This window comes from Mycobacterium sp. 852013-50091_SCH5140682 (assembly GCF_001665685.1).
Taxonomy (GTDB): Bacteria; Actinomycetota; Actinomycetes; order Mycobacteriales; family Mycobacteriaceae; genus Mycobacterium.
The window spans coordinates 1-20,008 of the sequence record NZ_LZTB01000081.1 but is presented as its reverse complement, the minus strand read 5'-3'; the positions used below and the strand labels follow the sequence as shown (position 1 = coordinate 20,008).

23 protein-coding genes are annotated in these 20,008 nt (G+C 65.3%); 13 read left to right on the top strand and 10 right to left on the bottom strand.

Translation table 11 applies throughout. The features are described from left to right. Positions 1-533, bottom strand: a 533-nt coding sequence (locus A5784_RS22380; RefSeq protein ID WP_156750711.1) for a DUF222 domain-containing protein, incomplete at its 3' end; no start/stop codon positions are given. 122 nt (positions 534-655) lie between these two features. Between A5784_RS22380 and A5784_RS22375 the strand changes: the two genes are divergently transcribed. Continuing rightward, a complete protein-coding gene (locus A5784_RS22375) occupies positions 656-1,165 on the top strand; it encodes a hypothetical protein (RefSeq protein WP_064947084.1) in 510 nt (169 codons plus the stop codon). Between the two features lie 15 nt (positions 1,166-1,180). Here A5784_RS22375 and A5784_RS22370 read toward each other — a convergent pair whose 3' ends face one another. Genes A5784_RS22370 through A5784_RS22360 form a run of 3 tightly spaced genes read right to left on the bottom strand, consistent with a single transcriptional unit; the run spans position 1,181 to position 2,982 of the window. Beyond that, the gene (locus A5784_RS22370; RefSeq protein ID WP_064947083.1) at positions 1,181-1,381 is read right to left on the bottom strand and encodes a hypothetical protein; all 201 of its coding nucleotides are present in this window, start codon (positions 1,379-1,381) and stop codon (positions 1,181-1,183) included. A 39-nt stretch (positions 1,382-1,420) separates the two neighbouring features. Beyond that, the gene (locus A5784_RS22365; RefSeq protein ID WP_064947082.1) at positions 1,421-2,347 is read right to left on the bottom strand and encodes an NADP-dependent oxidoreductase; all 927 of its coding nucleotides are present in this window, start codon (positions 2,345-2,347) and stop codon (positions 1,421-1,423) included. Between the two features lie 5 nt (positions 2,348-2,352). Then, positions 2,353-2,982, bottom strand: a complete 630-nt coding sequence (locus A5784_RS22360; RefSeq protein ID WP_064947081.1) for a TetR/AcrR family transcriptional regulator — start codon at positions 2,980-2,982, stop codon at positions 2,353-2,355. 52 nt (positions 2,983-3,034) lie between these two features. Between A5784_RS22360 and A5784_RS22355 the strand changes: the two genes are divergently transcribed. Both A5784_RS22355 and A5784_RS22350 read left to right on the top strand, forming a co-directional pair. Then, positions 3,035-4,216, top strand: a complete 1,182-nt coding sequence (locus tag A5784_RS22355; RefSeq protein ID WP_064947080.1) for an FAD-binding domain — start codon at positions 3,035-3,037, stop codon at positions 4,214-4,216. Positions 4,217-4,351: 135 nt separating this feature from the next. Further along, a complete protein-coding gene (locus A5784_RS22350) occupies positions 4,352-4,846 on the top strand; it encodes a hypothetical protein (protein ID WP_064947079.1) in 495 nt (164 codons plus the stop codon). A gap of 48 nt (positions 4,847-4,894) precedes the next feature. Here A5784_RS22350 and A5784_RS22345 read toward each other — a convergent pair whose 3' ends face one another. Beyond that, a complete protein-coding gene (locus A5784_RS22345; protein WP_064947078.1) occupies positions 4,895-5,224 on the bottom strand; it encodes a hypothetical protein in 330 nt (109 codons plus the stop codon). Positions 5,225-5,256: 32 nt separating this feature from the next. On the opposite strand from A5784_RS22345, the gene A5784_RS38410 reads away from it, so the two are divergent. After that, positions 5,257-5,394, top strand: a complete 138-nt coding sequence (locus A5784_RS38410; RefSeq protein WP_156750710.1) for a hypothetical protein — start codon at positions 5,257-5,259, stop codon at positions 5,392-5,394. 13 nt (positions 5,395-5,407) lie between these two features. Here the strand turns inward: A5784_RS38410 and A5784_RS22340 are convergent, their stop codons facing one another. The 3 genes from A5784_RS22340 to A5784_RS22330 all read right to left on the bottom strand — a co-directional run bounded on the left by A5784_RS22340 (position 5,408) and on the right by A5784_RS22330 (position 7,978). Continuing rightward, a complete protein-coding gene (locus A5784_RS22340) occupies positions 5,408-6,853 on the bottom strand; it encodes a DHA2 family efflux MFS transporter permease subunit (RefSeq protein ID WP_064947077.1) in 1,446 nt (481 codons plus the stop codon). Positions 6,854-6,946: 93 nt separating this feature from the next. Continuing rightward, a complete protein-coding gene (locus A5784_RS22335) occupies positions 6,947-7,597 on the bottom strand; it encodes a TIGR03085 family metal-binding protein (protein ID WP_064947076.1) in 651 nt (216 codons plus the stop codon). Positions 7,598-7,609: 12 nt separating this feature from the next. After that, positions 7,610-7,978 (bottom strand): SpoIIAA family protein, encoded by a 369-nt coding sequence (locus A5784_RS22330; protein ID WP_064947075.1) that lies wholly within the window; start codon positions 7,976-7,978, stop codon positions 7,610-7,612. Positions 7,979-8,158: 180 nt separating this feature from the next. Here A5784_RS22330 and A5784_RS22325 point away from each other — a divergent pair, with 180 nt between their 5' ends. Continuing rightward, positions 8,159-8,869: a response regulator transcription factor gene (locus A5784_RS22325; protein ID WP_064947074.1), complete on the top strand. Its 711-nt coding sequence runs from the start codon at positions 8,159-8,161 to the stop codon at positions 8,867-8,869. A gap of 56 nt (positions 8,870-8,925) precedes the next feature. On the opposite strand, the gene A5784_RS22320 is transcribed toward A5784_RS22325, so the two are convergent. Further along, a complete protein-coding gene (locus tag A5784_RS22320; RefSeq protein ID WP_064947073.1) occupies positions 8,926-9,204 on the bottom strand; it encodes a hypothetical protein in 279 nt (92 codons plus the stop codon). Positions 9,205-9,394: 190 nt separating this feature from the next. On the opposite strand from A5784_RS22320, the gene A5784_RS22315 reads away from it, so the two are divergent. After that, positions 9,395-10,174 (top strand): bestrophin-like domain, encoded by a 780-nt coding sequence (locus A5784_RS22315; RefSeq protein ID WP_064947072.1) that lies wholly within the window; start codon positions 9,395-9,397, stop codon positions 10,172-10,174. A 129-nt stretch (positions 10,175-10,303) separates the two neighbouring features. Continuing rightward, on the top strand, positions 10,304-10,870 hold the full coding sequence (locus A5784_RS22310) for a cupin domain-containing protein (RefSeq protein ID WP_064947071.1): 567 nt from the start codon (positions 10,304-10,306) through the stop codon (positions 10,868-10,870). Here A5784_RS22310 and A5784_RS22305 read toward each other — a convergent pair. Further along, positions 10,844-11,872, bottom strand: coding sequence for an AraC family transcriptional regulator (locus A5784_RS22305; protein ID WP_064947070.1), 1,029 nt, complete (start codon positions 11,870-11,872; stop codon positions 10,844-10,846). The genes A5784_RS22310 and A5784_RS22305 overlap by 27 nt on opposite strands. A gap of 155 nt (positions 11,873-12,027) precedes the next feature. Between A5784_RS22305 and A5784_RS22300 the strand changes: the two genes are divergently transcribed. The 6 genes from A5784_RS22300 to A5784_RS22275 all read left to right on the top strand — a co-directional run. Next, a complete protein-coding gene (locus A5784_RS22300) occupies positions 12,028-14,367 on the top strand; it encodes an arylsulfatase (RefSeq protein WP_064947069.1) in 2,340 nt (779 codons plus the stop codon). A gap of 177 nt (positions 14,368-14,544) precedes the next feature. Then, a complete protein-coding gene (locus A5784_RS22295) occupies positions 14,545-15,945 on the top strand; it encodes a DUF1254 domain-containing protein (protein WP_064947086.1) in 1,401 nt (466 codons plus the stop codon). Positions 15,946-15,999: 54 nt separating this feature from the next. Beyond that, a complete protein-coding gene (locus A5784_RS22290; RefSeq protein ID WP_064947068.1) occupies positions 16,000-16,275 on the top strand; it encodes a hypothetical protein in 276 nt (91 codons plus the stop codon). Positions 16,276-16,385: 110 nt separating this feature from the next. Beyond that, positions 16,386-17,015, top strand: a complete 630-nt coding sequence (locus tag A5784_RS22285; RefSeq protein ID WP_232006204.1) for a VC0807 family protein — start codon at positions 16,386-16,388, stop codon at positions 17,013-17,015. A 37-nt stretch (positions 17,016-17,052) separates the two neighbouring features. Continuing rightward, the gene (lon, locus tag A5784_RS22280; RefSeq protein WP_064947067.1) at positions 17,053-19,374 is read left to right on the top strand and encodes an endopeptidase La; all 2,322 of its coding nucleotides are present in this window, start codon (positions 17,053-17,055) and stop codon (positions 19,372-19,374) included. Positions 19,375-19,484: 110 nt separating this feature from the next. Continuing rightward, the coding region (locus A5784_RS22275; protein ID WP_232006202.1) for an APC family permease at positions 19,485-20,008 on the top strand (524 nt) is incomplete at its 3' end.

Sequence of the window (20,008 nt, the reverse complement as noted above, 5' to 3'; positions counted from 1 at the left end):
ACGGTGGCGGCTTCGTCGTGGGGCAGGGTGATCTGGTAGGTGGTGTGGTCCTCGTGCACGTCTTTGCGGAACGCGCGGTTGGGTTCCGGGCGCGGCTCCGGTTCGGGGCGGGGTTCGAGTTTCACCGCCGTGCGTAGTTGGGTTACGGTGGCGACCGCGGCCAGTTCGGCGTAGTGCGCGTCGGAGCCGTCGGCGGCGCGTTCGGCGATCGCCCCGACCTGATCGAGCGACAGGCGGCCCTCGCGCAATCCCTCGACACAGAGCGGGAATTCGTCGAGGCGGCGTGCGACCGTGACCATGATCCCGGCATTGTGCGGGGTGGCACCGGTTTTCCAGGCCACCAATTCGGCGATCGACCGGGCGCCGGTGGCGCCGCACAACTCGTCGCGTTCGAGTTCGGCGACGATGTCGACGATGCGTCCATCGATCGCGTTGCGCTGCCCGCACAGTTCCGACAATTCGTCGAGCAACACCTCCAACCGCTGCACAGGGCTCGCCCCATCATCAGCGAAAGATGTTGGCTGCGAGGACATACCACCATTATGGCGGAGTGCACCGACAAGTTTCGGGGCTCATCGCACCGAGAAACCTCAGTCAGAAATCAGCGGGTGCACTGCCCCGAAAAACCTCTCGCGCGCAGCTAGGCTTGCGCAGCATGATCGACGAGCCACGAGCCCGTGAACTGGCCATCGAAGCGTTCGATGCTCACCAAGTGGTACTCGGCGCCGTTCGAGAATTGAACGACGGGTGGTTCTTCCCCGGCGTGACGAAAGGCTCCGACCTCTACACCGGCGTCATCGTCAACAAACAGACTGGCCGGTGCCTCCGGGTGAGGGCGCATACGCCCCTGAACAAGGACCCGACGCTCTACGACCGTGGTTACCAATACGACTGCTATGACCTCGTCGTTCTGACGATCGGGGACCTGGAGCAAACCGTTCGTGTTGTCATGGCCCTGCACGTGGTCACCGTTGACACGTACTACAAGAACGACCGGGTGTACCGCGTCGGTCGAGGACTCACCGAAGCTGAAGTCCGCGAACGTCTCTCAAGTCTTCCGTGCGTGCTCAGTGGAGCGTTCATGTTCCGCATCGAGGAGCTCGAGCGAGCGCGCGAAGCCGGCTGGATGTCGTTCAAGCTTTTCGAATACCGCGGCAAGGATTGAGAGGACGCGATCGGGTCACTTGGCCGAGAGCTTGCGCCAGCTGAAGGCTGCGATCCCGACGCCGATCACGGCGGTGATGGGACCGATGACCGACCAGGTGGTGGTATTGCTCATCGGACTGCCCTGCAGGACACCGAAGCCCTGCAGTGCCCAGATCAAGCCGAACAGAGTCAGGATCACACCGACCGCGAACGTGACTACGAATCCCCGCTTCATGATTGGATGCTACGCGCCGCCGCCTACATCAGCCGGACGTCAGGGGCGCAGCACCAACTTGCCTCTGGTGTGGCGCTTTTCCAGCTCGGTGTAGGCCGCCCTGACATCGTCGAGGCTGAAAACGTGTGCGATAGGAAGCTCTAGTGCACCGTCGGCCACCAGCCCGGCCAGTTCCGCGAGAACAGCGACGTCGCTCGCATCGGCGTTGCCGGCCCCAAGGACACCGAACTGCTCGATGGCGGGAAAGTCGATGATGGTGTCCACCCGGCCGGGTTCGACACCCAGCTCCTCGACCGCGAGTTGCACATAGCCCCCGCCGAAGAAATCGAGGAACGCATCCACGCGACCGTTGGGCGCCGCGGCCCGCAGCCGGTCGGCCAGTCCGTCGCCGTAATTGACCGGGATGACGCTGTGCGCGGTGAGCCAGTCGTCGTTGGCGGGGCCGGCGATCCCGAGGACGGTCGCTCCAGCGCGTGCGGCAAGCTGCACGGCGACGGTCCCGACGCCACCCGCTGCGCCCGCCACGGCGACCGTGTCGCCGGGCTGCAGCCGCACCGCGCGAACGGCCGCATACGCAGTGGTGCCCGCGACGAACAGCGAGCCCGCCACCTCCCACGGCACGGCAGCAGGCTTGGCGGTGACCTGATCGGCAGGCACGGCGACGTATTCGGCGTGACTCGACCGGCGTTCGGAAAATCCGATCACCTCGTCACCGACAGCGAATCCTGTGACGTTGGAACCAATTTCGGCGATCACACCGGCAAGGTCACTGCCTTGTCCGGACGGGAACGTGGCCGGCCAGCGATCGTGCAGGGCACCGCGACGGATCATCGCCTCGCCGGGATTGATGCCTGCAGCCCTGACCTCGACGAGCACTTCGCCGTCGGCTGGGACGGGACGGGGCACGTCACGGACCTGCAGAACGTCGATCCCGCCATATTCATCGAATTGGACTGCTCTACTCATCTCCCCTACGACGAACCGGCGCCCCGAAACATTCCCGCGGGCGTGGCCACGGCGTTAGATAGAATCGCTTGCGCTGTCCCACAAAGTATTTCGGCAGCCTCGCCGCGGGTTAGACCGGCCACGTCGACGAGCCAGACGAAGGATTCGATGCCGGTGGCGGCACGGATCGCGATGGCCAACCGGTGTGTGTCGACATCCGGGTGAGACGACTGCAGCGGTGCCAACGCGTCCTCAATCCAGGCGACAGCGTGGCCACGACGCAGTACAGGCAGCTCCGCGTTGCCGGGTTCAAGGGACAGTCGCAGCGAGGTCCGCAGTTCGGGTTCCCATGTCGTCGTTATCCGCACGGATTCCCGCATGACGAGCTCCAACCGGCGGTAGGGGTCGTCCGGCGCGGCGTCGGGCAGCAGCGAGGCGGCGTCGATCTCCGGGTGCACCGCGGCCAGCAGGCAACGCTGGTTCTGGAAATAACGGTAAGCGGTGGTCCGGGAAATGTCGGCAGCATGAGCGGCGTCTTCGACCGTAGGCAGCTGGCCTTGCGCAAGCAGTGCCCGAGTCGCTTCGACCAGCGCTGTGCGGGTACGTACCTTCTGGCTGCGCCTGCCAGTCGCCTCATATGGTACTTCAGTGCCCATGACGGTATAATAGTTCCATATTGAGGTGCGGCGGCGAGGAGGCGTGTGCCGGATGAAAGTCGCGATCAGTGGCGCAGGCATCGCCGGCCCGACACTGGCCTACTGGCTGCGCCGTAGCGGACACGAACCGTGCCTGATCGAGCGATCCCCACAACTGCGCACCGGCGGCTATGTCATCGACTTCTGGGGTGTGGGGTACGACATCGCCGAGCGCATGGGTCTGACTGCCCAACTCGACGAAGCGGGCTACAAGATCGGCGAGGTACGGCTGGTCGATGCGCGCGGCCGCAGGGTCGGCGGGTTCCCCACCGGAGGCTTTCGCCGCGTACTGGACGGCCGATTCACCAGCTTGCCCCGCGGAGATCTGGCAGCGATGCTCTACGCCACCGTCGCCGACGACGTGGAAACGGTCTTCGGCGACAGCATCACCGCGATCCACCCCGACGATTCCGGTGTGCAGGTCGAACTCCAGAACGGCGGGTCACGCTGGTTCGATGTGGTGATCGGCGCCGGCGGGTTGCATTCCCCGGTGCGCCGCCTCGCGTTCGGCCCGGATACGCAATTCGAGCGAGACCTCGGCTACCGCGTCGCCGCATTCGAGACCCGCGGATATCGACCGCGAGATGAGCTTGTCTACGTGTCCTACGGCCTGCCGGGACGCATGGCGAGTCGGTTCGCGATGCATGACGACCGCACAATGTTCTTGTTCATCTGCACCACCGAGCAGATAGGTACTGACCCGGCCGGGACGGACGGGGTGAAAGCGTTGTTGCACAACGTGTTCGGCGATGCAGGCTGGGAATGCCCACAGATTCTCGAAGCGCTGGACCGCGCCGAGGACGTCTACTTCGACCGGGTGAGCCAAATCTGGATGGATCACTGGTCGAACGGTCGGGTCATGCTGATCGGCGATGCCGCCGCCGCAGTGTCGCTCTTGGCCGGCGAAGGTACCGGGCTGGCGATGCTCGAGGCGTACGTGCTGGCCGGCGAGTTGCAGCGCGCGGGTTCTGATTTCGGCGCCGCGTTTGACCGCTACCACGGGATGCTGCGGCCGTTCATCGAACGCAAGCAACGCGCCGCGCAGAGATTCGCCTCCGCCTTCGCACCGAGAACAAGGCCGGGGGTATGGGCGCGCGATCGGATGAGCAGGCTGCTCTCGCAGCGGCTCATCGGCGACTGGCTGGTTCAACGTCAGTTGCGCGACGACTTCCCGCTACCGTACTACGCCTTATGAGCGGTAGCCGACAACGTTGGGCCGCAACCGCATTGATTCGACAGTAGGCGATCGCACCCGACTGACAGCATCCATACAGTTGCGTTGCGCAAGGATCGCACCGACGGACAATCGAGGCTCCCTGCGGCGGGATGGATGCGGAAAGGGACCGTCATGGTGACCGGCGTGATCGCCCGGGCGGCCGCGATGGCCATGATCGTCACCGTTCTCGTAGCGGCCTGCCAAGGCGCACCTCCTGACCGGCGCGCAGACGTGGCACGGCTGGCGAACATCCTGGGCCGGATGCCCGGGGTGCATCCGGTGAGCAGTCGGGTGACCAATCGTCCCGCCCAAGGATGGGTGTCGTTCACCGTGGCAGTCGAACCCGCCCCGGGCATCACCGCGGCGCAGCTGGCCGCCGTCATCGACCGCTACCTGCAAGACCTGCAACTCGTCGACTACACCAGCTACCGCTCAGAACTCGACGTCACCAGTGGCTGGAACCGGTTCGCCGTCGACGGCGGCGAACTACCACCAGCAGATCATCGCCCAGGCGCGCGACTGGGTAGCTCTGCGAGAACAGTTCCCCACCGCGACGATCAGATTGCGCGCCACCATCACTCACCCCGGCAACCAATCACCCATCCGTGACGCCGGCCATGCCAACATCGCCAAGATCCAGTTGCCGAACGACGCGGACTACACCGCCGCGGCTGCAGCCGCAGCCACTCTCGCCGACCGCTTCTTCCAACTGGCCGGCCTCACGTGGACCATCAGCACCGGCAGCCAGCACCCTGCCGACATCAAAACCACCCGATGCGATCCCAGCGCCGCCGAACTCGAGGTCTGGCGCAGGGTCAACGCAGAGCAGACCATCCGCCACTCCAGCCAGCTGACCATCAACGGGCCGGTGTCGGCACCGGTGTGGATCGCGGTGCAGACCCGTTCCCACGACCTCGCCGATGCCGCGGCACTCGCGCGGGAGCAGTTGCCGCTGCTGCGGGTACTTCCCGCGCCTGTGCTGTACACGAGCAGCGACCAGATTCAAGGTCACATCAACGGTGACGGAGCGCGCCACCGGACCCATCGCCATCACTGTCGGCGGCTGTACCGACCGCGACACCCTCGTCTACCGTTCGCCGCCCGCCGAGCAGGCCCTGCGCACCGCCTACGAGACCTGTCGTTACCCGTCGCCCTGACACCGCCGCCTCGTCAGTGCGTCGGGGTACCGCCTGCCGGGCTCGGCCGAGCCGCGGTGAAGAACGCCGCAATCACGGCGACGACGCTGATGATCGCGGCCACCGTGAACGCCGCGTGCACACCGGGCAGATCCGGCGCCCCGCCTGACTGCGACGCCTTGGTCATGACCGTCACAAACAGCGCAGTCCCGGCCGCGCCCGCGACCTGTTGCAGCGTCGTGAGAATGGCGCTGCCGTGCGAGTAGAACCGGTCGGGCAACACCCCGAGCGCGTCGGTCATCAACGGCGTGAACATCATCGACAGCCCGACCATCATGACTGTCTGGAGGACGACCAGCTGCCAGACCGGTGATACCGCCGACAACGTGGTGAACCCCCACAGCGACGCACACAGCATCAGCGATCCCGGCACCACGAGCACTCGGGCACCGTGGCGGTCGTACGCCCGCCCCACCAGCGGGCCCGCCAAGCCCATCAGCAGCCCGCCCGGCAGCGTCGCCAAACCGGCCACCAACGCACTCTGCCGCAACACGTCCTGCACGTAGAGCGGCACCATGATGATCGCGCCGAACAACCCCATGAAGCCGAGGATCACCAGACCCAGTGACACCGAGAACCGCCGGTAGGTGAACGGCCGCAGATCCAGAAACGCCCGATCGCGGCGCTGCAACTGCACCTGCCGGGCGCCGAAGAGCACCATCGCCACCGCACCGACCGTCATCGGCAACCATGCCGGTACCCCTTGGCGACCGTGCGCGGATTCACCGAGCAGCGAGAGGCCGAACACCAAGCCCGCGAACGCGATCGCCGACAACGGCACGGAGATGGCATCGATCGGGGTCGGGTCTTGACGCTCGTCGTCGACCCGCAGCCAGGTGAGCCCGGCAATGAGCGCGACCAGCGCGATGGGCAGCACGATCCAGAACATCCAACGCCAGTCGAGTGAGCCCAGGATGAATCCTGACAGGGTAGGCCCGATCGCCGGCGCGACGGCGATGACGATCGAGATCGTCCCCATCATCTGCCCGCGCCGATCGGCGGGGATCAAGGTCATGACGGTTGTCATCAGCAACGGCATCATCACGGCGGTACCGCAGGCCTGCACGATCCGTCCCGCCAACAGGACCGCAAAACCGGGTGCCAGGGCGGCCACCAGCGTGCCGGTGCAGAACAGCGTCATCGAGACCAGGTAGATCCCTCGCACCGGGAAGCGCTGCAGAAGTGATCCGGACATGGGGATGACGACGGCCATGGTCAGCAGAAAGCCGCTGGTGAGCCATTGCGCCGTGCTGGCCGCGATGTTCAGGTCGACGATCAGGGCGGGTAGCGCGACGCTCATGATCGTCTCGTTGAGGATCATGACGAACGCCGAGCCGACGAGTAGCCCGATGATGACGTTCGCGCTCGACTGGGTACGCGGTCGCGTCGTGATCGCCCCGGCGCTCGGGCCCGTCGTCATATCTCTCCCCTGTACTTGGTTTGTGCGGCTAACCAGAGTAGGTGCGACCACCGCACACAGGGAAACGAGTTTTGCGCTGCGCCGAGCAGGCTGTCACATCCCCAAGTGCGTCCGGCCTACCGCCGCGACAGCCTCCGCAGGCCCGGTCACCTCAACCCGCGCACAGTCTCGGCGTCCGAAGAGGTACAAGAGCAGTTCGCCGGGCTGCCCGCTGAGTCGTGCGGTCATCTCCCCGGTGCGCACCGCCACGGCCTGACAGTCCGAACCCGGCCACACAAGCTGTAATCCGAACGGACCCAACCGGCGGCACAAGTACCGGCCGCCCCGACAGGCGTTTCGCCACAACGCAGCCTGCAGTGCCGGCGGCAGGGCGTCACGAGGCGCAAAGCCGTTGGCTCTGCGCAGGTCCTCGTGGTGGACGAAGAACTCGTTCAGATTGGCCAGCGACCGGACCCATCCGAGGCGGAAAAATCCCCGGGGCGGTCCCGACCGCAGGCGATCGACAAGCCACCCGAACTCTCGCTCGCGCGCCAACCGCTTCATGCGCCGCTCGGCGAACCGATGAAACGGCCCGGGCAGCACCATGCATGGTCCGGCAAGGAGATCGCGCTCACGGACCAGCAGATGAGCCGTGAGGTCGGCGGAGTTCCAGCCCTCGATCACTGTGGGTGCGTCAGGCCCCAGAGCGTCGAGAAGATCGCACACTGCGTGACGCTCCTGCTCGTCAAGCGGCAGGTCGGTCATATCGGCGCGACGCTACGCCTCGCCGGTTATCCATCGTTGCGCTTCGACGACATCACCAGCGGGGAACTTGCGGATCTCGGCTGACACGAAATGCGCTGCCAGGTGCTCCGCGAAGTCCCCGAGGTGCGAATCTGTCATCACCGCAATCTTCTTCACGTGCTTGTGATGATCATGGACAAATCGGATATGCGTCACAAGCGCGCCGAAACTGTCCCAGCCCGGAAACTTGGGCGCATCGATGATCAGCCCTGCCAGATCGCCATGAGCCTCGATCTGAGGATCCACCAGCTTGCCGAGTTCGACGAAGTCGTTTCGGTCGAGCGGCGACTCTGGGCGTACGACGACGATCGCGTTCTCTTTGTCCAATGTGCAGTCGAGCATGATGCGCTCCTCACCTCGGTCCCCCACCAATCGTCATCGTCCTGCCACTGCGCGACCTCGGGAAGAGCACAAGGTCCCGCGTCCAAAACTCAGCGTCCTCACAGCGAGCACTTGTCACTCTGATAGCTGCCGATTTCTTCACGGGATCGCCAACCGGCACTGCAACGGAAAGCCACGGGTATGAAGGTCCTGATCGTCGAGGACGAGCAACGGCTCGCCGGCGCCTTGTGCAGAGGCCTGCAAGCTGAGGGTTACGTCGTGGTCCACGTGTGCACCGGAACCGATGGACTGAGTCAGACGACGGCCCACGAATACGACGCCGTCATCCTCGACATCATGCTGCCGGGCCTCGACGGCTACGAGATGCTGCGGCGCATGCGGGCTCAGCAGGTGTGGACGCCAGCCCTGGTGCTGACGGCCAACGACGAGGACGACGCTCAAGTCAAGGCCTTCGACCTGGGCGCCGACGACTACCTGACAAAGCCCTTCTCGTTCACCATTCTGGTGGCGCGACTGCGGGCATTGATTCGTCGCGGTGCGCCACACCGACCGGTGGTGCTCACCGCGGGCAGCCTGTCGCTGGATCCGGCGCGGCGGGTCGTCGAACGGGAGTCCACGGCGATCGACCTGACGCCACGCGAATACGGTCTGCTGGAGTTCCTGATGCGCAACAAGGATGCCGTCGTGACCAAATCGGAGATCCGGCAGAACGTCTGGGCCAACCAGACCGGCGGCGACAACGCCGTCGAGATCTACATCGGATACCTGCGCCGCAAGATCGACCTTCCGTTCGGCACCAACACGATCCAGACGGTCCGCGGCTTCGGATACCGCATCAGCTCGCCGGCCTCGGCACACAGCAATTCACCGGTGCTCGACGCAGTGCGGTGAGCCCGGCACGGCGATCACGAAAAACCGTGCCATGAACGGCCGTTCGGCCACACACGTCAGTTGTCGTCGCGAATGCGGTCGCGGATGCACCACCAGTTCCAGTCGCACCCCGCGAAGCGCCCTTCGTTGAACTCGGCGGGCGGCGGGCCATCACCGCCCCAACCGACATCACCGGCGTGCGCGTTCCAGGGGAAGTTCGCGCAGATGTCGGCGGGATAGCCGCCGCAATCCCACAGTGGATGGTCGGCGTGAGCCGTGGGGACGCCGACCGTCACGGCACCGGAACCCAATGCGCCTGCGACGGCGGCAGCAGCCACGAAATCTCGTAGTTTCACGGCAGACTCCTCATCTGCGAGCCCCGACTTACGGTGTTGGCGGGCGAAAGCTAACACACGATCGATGCTGTTTGCTGACTGTTCGCAAAGTCGGCAACATATTGCCAGGCGAAGCGCGGTTATTAACGGCAGCAACGATTTTGCGCTTTCCATTGGCAACAGTTCGAGGTTGCTGCATGCTTGTTGACCTATGGGCGATCTTGGTGTGGTCGGAGCATGGCTGCTGTTGGCCGGCGTCGTTGTCGTCGCCGTCGGTGTCGCGGTCGGCAGCGTACTGCTGACCCGCCGCTTGGTGGACAACCGGCCGGAGCACAACTCGATATTGTCGCCGTTCCTCACCGTCGTGGGCCTGGTGTACGGTGCGCTGCTCGGATTCACCGTCGTCGTCGGCTGGCAGCAGTACCTCACCGCTCAGACCAACGTATCCAACGAGGCGGCTACTCTGACGACGTTGTATCGCCAAACCGTCGCCATGCCACAACCCGAACAATCTCAGGTGCGCGAGGAGTTGCGCCGCTACGCCCAAGCGACGCAGGGCCCCGAATGGGGCAAGGCCGAATTCAGCAACATCAGCAACGACGGTCGCGCCGCACTGACCCAGCTCTACCGCATCGTCGGCACCCAAACACCCGGCGCCGCAGCACCTCCGATCAATCAGCAGTTCCTCAGCGAATTGACAACTCTGGCGTCCGACCGCAGCGCCCGCATCCTGGATGCCCAGCGCCGCGTCCCACGGCTCCTGTGGTGCGCCTTGATCTTCGGCGGCCTCGTGCTGATCACGCTGACCAGTTTCATGCGGCTGGCGAACGACCGCTACCACATGGTCCTGGTCAGCGCTGTCACCGTGCTACTCGCACTGCTGCTCTACGTCATCTTTTCCCTCGACCACGCGTTCGGCCCGGCAGGCGTGACCCCCGAACCGTTTACCCACGCGCTCGAGGTGTTCGACCTCGTAGACCGCGGAAGCTGATATTTTCCTGTGTATCAATAGGTTTCGCGGTTTTTGGCGACACTCATTTCGCAGTTTCCCGTCCCGCCCCGGGGTTACGATGCGACGCGTCGACAAGTTGCGACACCCATCTAACGAGGGATTCCTGCGATGACGGACGATGCCTCCCGGTTCGGCAATCCGCGTATACCCGCCGAACTCGACAACACCGCTTCCCACCTGTTCCACCTCAGCGCAGCGGATCCATTGGTCTTCGACGGCGGGACGTTGCGCCAGGCGCATGAGGACAACTTCCCGATCCTGCGCGGCCAAGAGGCCAGCCTCGCGCTGTTGAAGCTGCAGCCCGGTGGAATCCGGGAACCCCATTGGCATCCCAGCGCGTGGGAGCTCAACATCGTCACCTCCGGTGTCGCCACCTGGACGCTGCTCGACGTCATGGGTCACACCGAGACGTTCGACCAACATCCCGGCGACGTCGTCTTCGCACCCCAAGGTTCATTCCACTACTTCGAGAACAAGGGCGATGTCGACATGGACATCGTGATCATCTTCAACGCCAGCACACCGGAAGCCAAGGACGACATCGGAATCGGCGCCACCATCAGCGCGCTGCCGCCCTCGGTCCTCGGCGCGGTCTTCGGTGTTCCCGCCGACACCTTCGCCAACTTCAAGAAGATCAACCACTCACTGCTACTCCTCAAGCGGCCGTCGTCGTGATGACGAAATCCGCGTGTTGCGGTAGGCGGTGGGCGTCTTGTCGAACCAGCGTTTGCACGAGCGGGTGAGTACGCTCTGCTCGGCGTAGCCCAGCTGTCGGCACAACTGATCGAGGCTGAGGTCGGTATCGAGCAGCAAACGTTGGGCGGTCTCGCGGCGCGTCTGGTCGACCAGGTCGCCGAACGTTGCCTTCTCGGCAGACAGCCGCCGCTGCAGGGTTTTCGGGTGAACACCGATGTGCCGGGAGATGTCGGCCAACCCGACCGCGCCGGTGGGCAGTAGTTGCCGCACCAAGGTGCGCACCAACTGGCTGGTGGCCGGACCGAACTCGCCGACGACCTTGGCGAGGTAGTCGACCGCGGTTTGATGGGCCACATGATCGGTCGGAAGGGGGCGTTGCAGGTCGGAGGTGCGCAGCGTGAACCCCGCAACCGGTTCGCAAAAGCTCGGTGGGCAGCCGAAATAGGTCTCGTAGTCGTCGGGAGGCGTCAGTGCGGGATGTGGCAGATGCACCGCGACAGGCCGGTAGTCCGCGCCGAGGAACAGGCGCAGGACCCGCAGGGTGACTCCCAACGAGAGTTCGATGGCCTGCGCTTGCGGTGGGGACGGATCGAGTAGGTACTCGAATTCGAAGCGCCGTAGTTCCGGGTCGAGGTGCGTCGTCATCCGTGCGGTGATCGACGGGCTGTAGGCCGCCATGAACTTGTCGAAAATCAGGAACGCTTCGGCTACGGTCCCCGCGTTGCGGCCTGCGAGCCCGACCGGCCCGAGGATCTCGATGCCTTGGCGGAGCGCCAATCGCCGCCCGAAATCCGGGGCGTCGAGGGCGGTGGCAGTGTCTTCGAGCATCCCGGCCCCATTGGGCAGGGATATGAACCGGTCGTGGCGACCGACATCGTCGTAGGGAATGTGGGCGGCGGCTACGAAAGTGCGACTGTTTCCGCCCAGTTCGGTAACGAGCTGATGAAAGTTCGTGAGTGCGGTCCCACGAATCACGGCCATGTCCCAGACTGTCAAAGATTTGTCCTGGAATGTCAAGACGAAAGGCCCTGGTTTGCTGCACAGTAGATGCCCGGGTCGGGATGAGTCGGCTGCGCGGCTTGCCCTGCCAATGGCCGGCTGCACAGACCAAGGTTCCTACAGACGAGAGGGGCACGGTGTCTGACGTGCAGGGTGATCAGTTGGTGGCTGCGGTTCTACCCGGAGGCGGGGTGTTACCGTTCCCGCCCGTCGGATCCGGCAGCACCGCCGGACGCACGTTGCAGGAGTCGACCTACAGTCCGCGGCCGGCGCCCAAACGTCTGCACGAGAACTCCCCCAACATCGTCATCGTCCTCATCGACGACGCAGGCCCCGGGTTGCCTTCGACGTTCGGCGGCGAGGTGACCACCACGACATTGGACCGGATCTGCGGCGAAGGCGTGTCCTACAACCGCTTTCACACCACCGCAATGTGCTCGCCGACCCGGGCCTCGTTGCTGACCGGCCGTAACCATCACGAGATCGGCAACGGCCAGATCGCCGAGCTGGCCAATGACTGGGACGGGTACGCCGGCAAGATCCCGCGGTCCAGCGCGACGGTCGCCGAGGTGCTCAAGCAGTACGGCTACGCGACGTCCGCGTTCGGCAAGTGGCACAACACCCCGGCAGAGGAGACCACCGCCGCCGGACCGTTCGAAAACTGGCCCACCGGCCTGGGTTTCGAGTACTTCTACGGTTTCCTCGCCGGTGAAGCGTCGCAATACGAGCCGAATTTGGTGCGCAACACGACCGTTGTGGCCCCGCCCAAGACGCCGGAAGAGGGCTACCACCTGTCCGAGGACCTCGCCGACGACGCGATCTCCTGGCTGCACCGGCACAAGGCATTCAACGCCGACAAACCGTTCTTGATGTACTGGGCCAGCGGCTGCCTGCACGGGCCGCACCACATCATGAAGGAGTGGGCGGACAAGTACGCGGGCAAGTTCGACGACGGATGGGATGCCTACCGGCAGCGCGTGTTCGAGCGCGCCAAGGACAAGGGCTGGATCCCGCAAGACTGCGAGTTGACCCCACGCGATGACACCATGCCGGCCTGGGATGACATCCCCGAGGACGAGAAGCCGTTCCAGCGCCGCCTGATGGAGGTTGCTGCCGGGTACGCCGAGCACGTCGACGTCCAGGTCGGCCGGATCGCCGATGAGCTCGAAGCACTGGGCTACGCCGACAACACCCTGTTCTTCTACATCTGGGGTGACAACGGGTCGTCGGGCGAAGGCCAGAACGGCACCATTGCGGAACTGTTGGCGCAGAACGGAATTCCCACCACCGTACGTCAGCACATTGACGCACTCGAAGAACTCGGCGGCCTGGACGTGCTCGGCTCACCGCTGGTCGACAACCAGTACCACGCGGCGTGGGCGTGGGCAGGCAGCACCCCGTACAAGGGGATGAAGCTGCTCGCGTCGCACCTGGGCGGCACCCGCAACCCGATGGTGGTGCGCTGGCCGGCCAAGATCACCGCCGAAGCCGCGCCGCGCGACGTGTTCCTGCATTGCAACGATGTCGTGCCGACCATCTACGACGTCGTCGGCATCGAACCGCCGCGGGTGGTCAACGGCGAACCGCAGATGCCGCTTGCGGGTGCGAGTTTCGCCCGCACCCTCGCCGACCGAAATGCGCCCGGCGGCAAGGAAACCCAGTATTTCGAAATCATGGGCAGTCGAGGCATCTACCACGACGGGTGGATGGCCTCGGCGCGCGGGCCCCGGCTGCCGTGGGTACCGGGCCAGCCGCCCGGGATCGCCACGTGGACTCCCGACAACGACACGTGGGAGCTGTACCACCTCGACGAGGACTGGTCACAGGCGCACGATCTCGCCGACCAGATGCCCGAGAAGCTGGCGCAGATGCGGGAGATGTTCATGGTCGAGGCAGCCCGTAACGCCGTGCTGCCCGTCGGCGGTGGCCTGTGGGTGCCGGTCTACCACCCAGAGCTGCGCATCGCTCCGCCGTACAAAGAATGGGAATTCTCGGGCGATACCGTGCGTATGCCTGAGTTCTGCGCTCCCGCACTGGGCAACAAGAACAACGTCGTCACCATCGACGCGGACATTCCCGCCAACGCCAACGGCGTGCTGTACGCGCTGGGCGCCGCGGCGGGCGGGTTGACCCTCTATCTCGACGAGGGCTATCTCTGCTACGAGTACAACCTGTTCATCTTGTCGCGCACCAAGATCCGCTCGGCGGACAAGCTTCCGCCGGGACGCGCCACCATCACGGTCACCACCCAGTACGCCGAGCCACGCCCGGCCGGCCCGCTCGACATCACCGTCGCCCGCGACGGGGAAACGATCGCCGGGGGGCAGGTTCCGATCAGCGCGCCGTTGCTGTTCACCGCGAACGACTGCCTCGACATCGGCACCTGCCTCGGCTCACCGGTGTCGCTGGACTACCGCGAACGTGCTCCGTTCCCGTTCGAAGGCCGCATCCACCGCGTGCACGTCGCCTACACCTAAATCGTCGATCAGGCCGACCCCGCTGCCGCCACCGGCGCCAGCGGGGTCGTCAATTGCGCTGTGCTGCAACAGATTGACAGCACGGCTACCGGACCCTGAAGAGAGGAACAAGTTTTCGTGACCGACAGATACCGGCGGCTGGCCTGTTGGCTGGCCGCTCTGGGCACTTCGGTGCTCATGGTCGCGACAACGGCGTGTTCACCGCCGTCGTCCGACAAACCCGACAACTCCGACAAACCCGCATCGGGTCAGCTCAGCCCGGACGAGGCCAAGGCCATCGCGCTGGATGCCTATGTCTACGGGTATTCGCTTGTGACCGTTGAGATGACCCGGCGCGTGATGACCAATGTCGAGAGCGTGGGCGGCACGCGGGCACCCATGGGCCAGTTAATGCGGATGCGGGAGTACCCGAACGCTCAATTCCGCGATGTCACCGCACCCAACGCAGACACCCTCTACACAAACGGCTTCGTCGACGTCAAGAACGAGCCCTGGGTGCTGAGCCTGCCCGACGCTCATGACCGCTACTACCTGTTCCCCATGCTCGACGGCTACACCAACGTGTTCGAGGTCCCCGGGAAACGCACCACCGGCACCGGCCCGCAGACCTACGCCATCACCGGTCCGGGTTGGAAGGGCACGCTGCCCGCCGGCGTGACGGAGTACAAGTCACCGACCTCGACGGTGTGGCTGCTGGGCCGCATCTACTGCGATGGCACGCCGCAGGACTATGACGCCGTACACAAGATGCAGGACGAGATCTCGCTGGTGCCGTTGAGTTCGTACGGTAAGCCGTACACGCCGCCGGCCGGCAAGGTCGATCCGACCATCGACATGAAGACGCCGGTGCGTGACCAGGTCAACAATATGAGCACCGAAGCGTTCTTCGATCTGATGGCCACCTTGATGAAGGACAACCCACCGACGGATGCTGACCGGCCGATCGTCGACAAGATGGCCAAGATCGGCATCGTGCCCGGCGAGAAGTTCGACATCGCCAAGCTCGGCCCTGACGTCGCTGCCGCACTGCAGTCGGTCCCCAAAGAGGGCATCCAGAAGATCTTGGCCCGCTTCACAGCGACCGACACCGTCAACGGCTGGCGGTTCACCACCCAGACCGGTCAGTACGGCACCGACTACCTGCAGCGCGCGATGATCACCTACATCGGCCTCGGCGCCAACCGGCCCCAGGACGCGGTCTACCCCACATCGGAAGCCGACCCGAGTGGCCAGCCCTACGACGGCGCCAACAGGTACACCCTGCATTTCGACAAGGGACAGTTCCCGCCCGTCAACGGCTTCTGGTCGTTGACCATGTACGACGAGGGGTACTTCTTCGTCGACAACCCGCTCAACCGCTACACGCTGAGCCAGCGAAACACCTTTGTTCCCAACCCCGACGGGTCAGTGGACCTGTACCTGCAGCACGACAATCCAGGACCGGACAAGGAAGCCAACTGGCTGCCCGCACCGACAGGCAAGTTCAATCTCATGCTGCGCCTGTACTGGCCGAAGGAAACCCCGCCGTCGATCATCGACGGCACCTGGAAGCCACCGGCCGTCGCGAAGGTCGCCTGACCGCCGCAGAGCGCGGCCGAGACCCAAACACCCTCATTCACAAGGAGATAACCCATGAAGAAGCGCACAGTAACGCTCCTGGCGGCCGCGGCCGTCACGGGCGCGGCTCTTGCCGGCACCCCACTGGCGGTCGCCCCGAGCGCCAGTGCGGACGTCTGCGCAGACGCCGGAGGCCGCCACTTCTCTGCCGGTGGCTGCACCGACATCGCCGGTGACGTCGCCACCGGCGCGGCCATCGCCGCAGCCCACGTCCCGTACGTGCCGGGCGAAATCCCGTGCTACACCGTCGAAGGCGTCCCCTACTTCACGCCGCCGGGAGACCCCTGCTAACTGTCGGATGAGTGCTCGGCCGGGACAGCGTGTCTGTCCCGGCCGTTCTCGTCTGCGGTTCGACCAACGCCCACAGGGCATTCACAGGAACTGCCCATATCTTCGCTTCGGTGAGCCAAGATCACTCACTGCGCCCCGTCATGCGGGGCATTCTGCTCGATATCGCCCCGCCTCTGCTCGCCTACTACGGGCTGCGCGCCGCAGGAGCGTCGGAATACGTCGCGCTGCTGACGGCAACCGTGCTCGCCGGGGTCAAGGTGTGCTACGACGCGATCAAAGCCCGTCGGCTCGATCCGTTCGCGGGCTACCTGATGCTGAACTTCGGCCTGAGCCTCGCGGTCGGCCTGGCGACCTCCGATGCCCGGATGCTGATGGTCGGCAACACCCTCGTCGGCGGCATCGGCGCGGTGTTGTTCCTTGGCAGCTGCTTCATCGGCACACCGCTGACCCAGATCGTCGCCGAGCGGGTCCGGGTGATCTCCGACGAGAACCCCGAACCCGGCGAGGCCGAGTTCAAGCGGCGCGTCAACGTTTCGCTCTCAGCGATGTGGGGCATCGGATTGCTGATAGGTACGCTGATCAGTTTGGTGATCATCTTTTCGCTGTCGGTCGACGTCGCGAACGGTGTGAACACGATTGTTTCGCTGGCGTTCACCGCGCTGCTGATGGTGGTGACGATCGTGATGGCCAAGCGGGCCAGGGCCCGATGGGACCACTTGCGGGAACAAACCACCGCCTGAGAGAGTTGAGCGCATCAGACTGAACTTTGGAGGTTTGATGTCCGAACAAATATCGGTGCCGGTGCTGTTCGTCCAAGAACCGATCCTGCTGCCGGGCATGGTGGTGCCGATCGGGCTCGACGACGCTGCCCGCGCGGCTGTCGATGCAGCTCAAGCGAGCGAATCCGGCAAACTGCTGATCGCGCCACGCCTGGACGACCGCTACCCCACCCACGGCGTGATCGCGTCGATCGTGCAGGTGGGCCGCGTGCCCGGCGGCGGTGCAGCCGCCGTCGTCCGCGGTGAACGGCGCGCCCACATCGGATCCGGCACCACCGGCCCCGGCGCTGCGCTGTGGGTTTTCGTGGACGAGGTCGGTGAAGATCCGGCCAACGAGTCGACAATCGCGCTGGCCGCCGAATACAAGAAACTGCTGCTGGCGATGCTGCAGCGCCGCGAAGCCTGGCAGATCGTCGACGTGGTCAACAAGATCACCGATCCCTCGGCGCTGGCCGACACCGCCGGCTACGCGTCGTACCTGACCGACGTGCAGAAGCGTCAGCTGCTGGAAACCGCCGATGTCGCCGAGCGGCTGCGGGTGCTGATCGACTGGACCGGCGAGCACCTGGCCGAGGTCGAGGTCAACGACAAGATCGCCGAGGACGTGCGTTCCGGCATGGACAAGCAGCAGAAGGAATTCCTGCTGCGCCAGCAGCTCGCGGCTATCCGCAAGGAACTGGGTGAGGGCGAACCGGAGGGGTCTGACGATTACCGGGCCCGCGTCGAAGCCGCCGACCTGCCCGAGAAAGTGCGCGAGGCCGCGCTGCGCGAGGTCGGCAAGCTGGAACGAGCCAGCGAGCAGAGCCCCGAGGGCGGCTGGATCCGCACCTGGCTCGACACCGTCCTGGACCTGCCGTGGAACGTCAAGACCGAAGATTCGACGGACCTCAAGGGGGCCCGCGAGATTCTCGACGCCGACCACCACGGGCTCGACGACGTCAAGGACCGCATCGTCGAATACCTGGCCGTGCGGGCCCGTCGCGCCCAGCGCGGCATGGCCGTCGTCGGCGGGCGTGGTTCGGGTGCCGTGATGGTGCTGGCCGGGCCGCCCGGGGTCGGCAAGACGTCACTGGGTGAGTCCGTGGCCCGCGCGCTGGGCCGCAAGTTCGTGCGCGTCGCCCTGGGCGGTGTGCGCGACGAGGCCGAGATCCGGGGCCACCGGCGGACCTACGTCGGCGCGCTCCCGGGCCGCATCGTGCGGGCCATCGGCGAGGCCGGTTCGATGAATCCCGTTGTGCTGCTGGACGAGATCGACAAGGTGGGCTCCGACTACCGGGGTGATCCGTCGGCCGCGCTGCTGGAGGTGCTGGACCCCGCGCAGAACCACACGTTCCGCGACCACTACCTGGAGCTGGACCTTGACCTGTCCGACGTGGTGTTTCTGGCGACGGCCAACGTCATCGAGAACATCCCGTCCGCGCTACTGGACCGCATGGAGCTGATCCAGCTCGACGGATACACCGAGGACGACAAGGTCGCCATCGCGCGCGACTACCTGCTCCCCCGGCAGGCCGAGCGCGCCGCGCTGACCGCCGACGAGGTGTCGGTCACCGACGCCGCCCTGCGCAAGATCGCCGCGGACTACACCCGCGAACCGGGCGTGCGGCAGTTCGAGCGATTGCTGGCCAAGGCGTTGCGCAAGGTCACCACGAAGCTCGACTCTACGGACTCGCCGATCACGATCGATGAGCCGGATCTTGTTGACTACCTGGGCCGTCCGCGGTTCACGCCGGAATCCACCGAGCGCACCGCGGTGCCCGGGGTGGCGACCGGCCTGGCCGTCACGGGCCTGGGCGGCGACGTGCTCTACATCGAGGCCAACTCGAACGAGGGCGAGCCGGGCTTGAAGTTGACCGGCCAGCTGGGCGACGTGATGAAGGAGTCGGCGCAGATCGCGCTGTCCTACGTGCGGGCGCACGCCGAGCAACTCGGCGTGGACCCGAAGGCACTCGATCGGCAGATCCACGTGCACGTGCCCGCGGGCGCGGTGCCCAAGGACGGCCCGTCGGCCGGCGTCACGATGGTCACGGCCCTGGTGTCGATGGCCACCGGACGCCAAGTGCGCGGCGACGTCGGCATGACCGGCGAGGTCACGCTCAACGGCCGGGTGCTGCCCATCGGCGGCGTCAAGCAGAAACTGCTTGCGGCCCAACGGGCCGGGCTCAAGACGGTGTTCATCCCGATTCGCAACGAGCCCGATCTCGACGATGTGCCCGCCGAGGTGCTCGAGGCGTTAGAGGTCCGGCCGATGACCGACGTCGCCGACATCATCGCAGCGGCGCTGGAACCGGCCGGGCAGGTCGCGACGGCCGCCGCCTGATGACCAACGTGCGGGTTTGTTGCTGCTGACACGGCGTGTCGGCCAACAGACCCGCACGCTCGGCGTGACCTGGATGTGACGGTCAACAGCGGGCCTGGAATCCTCGGGATGTGACGTCAGATACGACCACGGGCGAGCGGCATCTCTCCCGTCAGCTGTCCAACCGGCACATCCAGCTCATCGCGATCGGCGGGGCGATCGGCACCGGCTTGTTCATGGGCTCGGGCAAGACCGTCTCGCTCGCGGGCCCGTCGGTGATCTTCGTGTACATGATCATCGGCTTCATGCTGTTCTTCGTCATGCGGGCGATGGGCGAGCTGTTGCTGTCCAACCTGCATTACAAGTCGTTCGCCGATTTCGCCGCGGACCTGCTGGGACCGTGGGCCGGCTTCTTCACCGGCTGGACGTACTGGTTCTGCTGGATCGTCACCGGTGTCGCCGACGTGGTCGCGATCTCCGGCTATGTCACCTACTGGTGGCCGCACCTGCCGCTGTGGATCCCCGCCCTGCTGACCGTCGGCGTGCTGATCGGGCTGAACCTGCCCACGGTGCGGGCGTTCGGGGAAACCGAATTCTGGTTCGCCCTGATCAAGATCGTCGCGATCGGCGCGTTGATCGTGGTGGGTATCGTGAT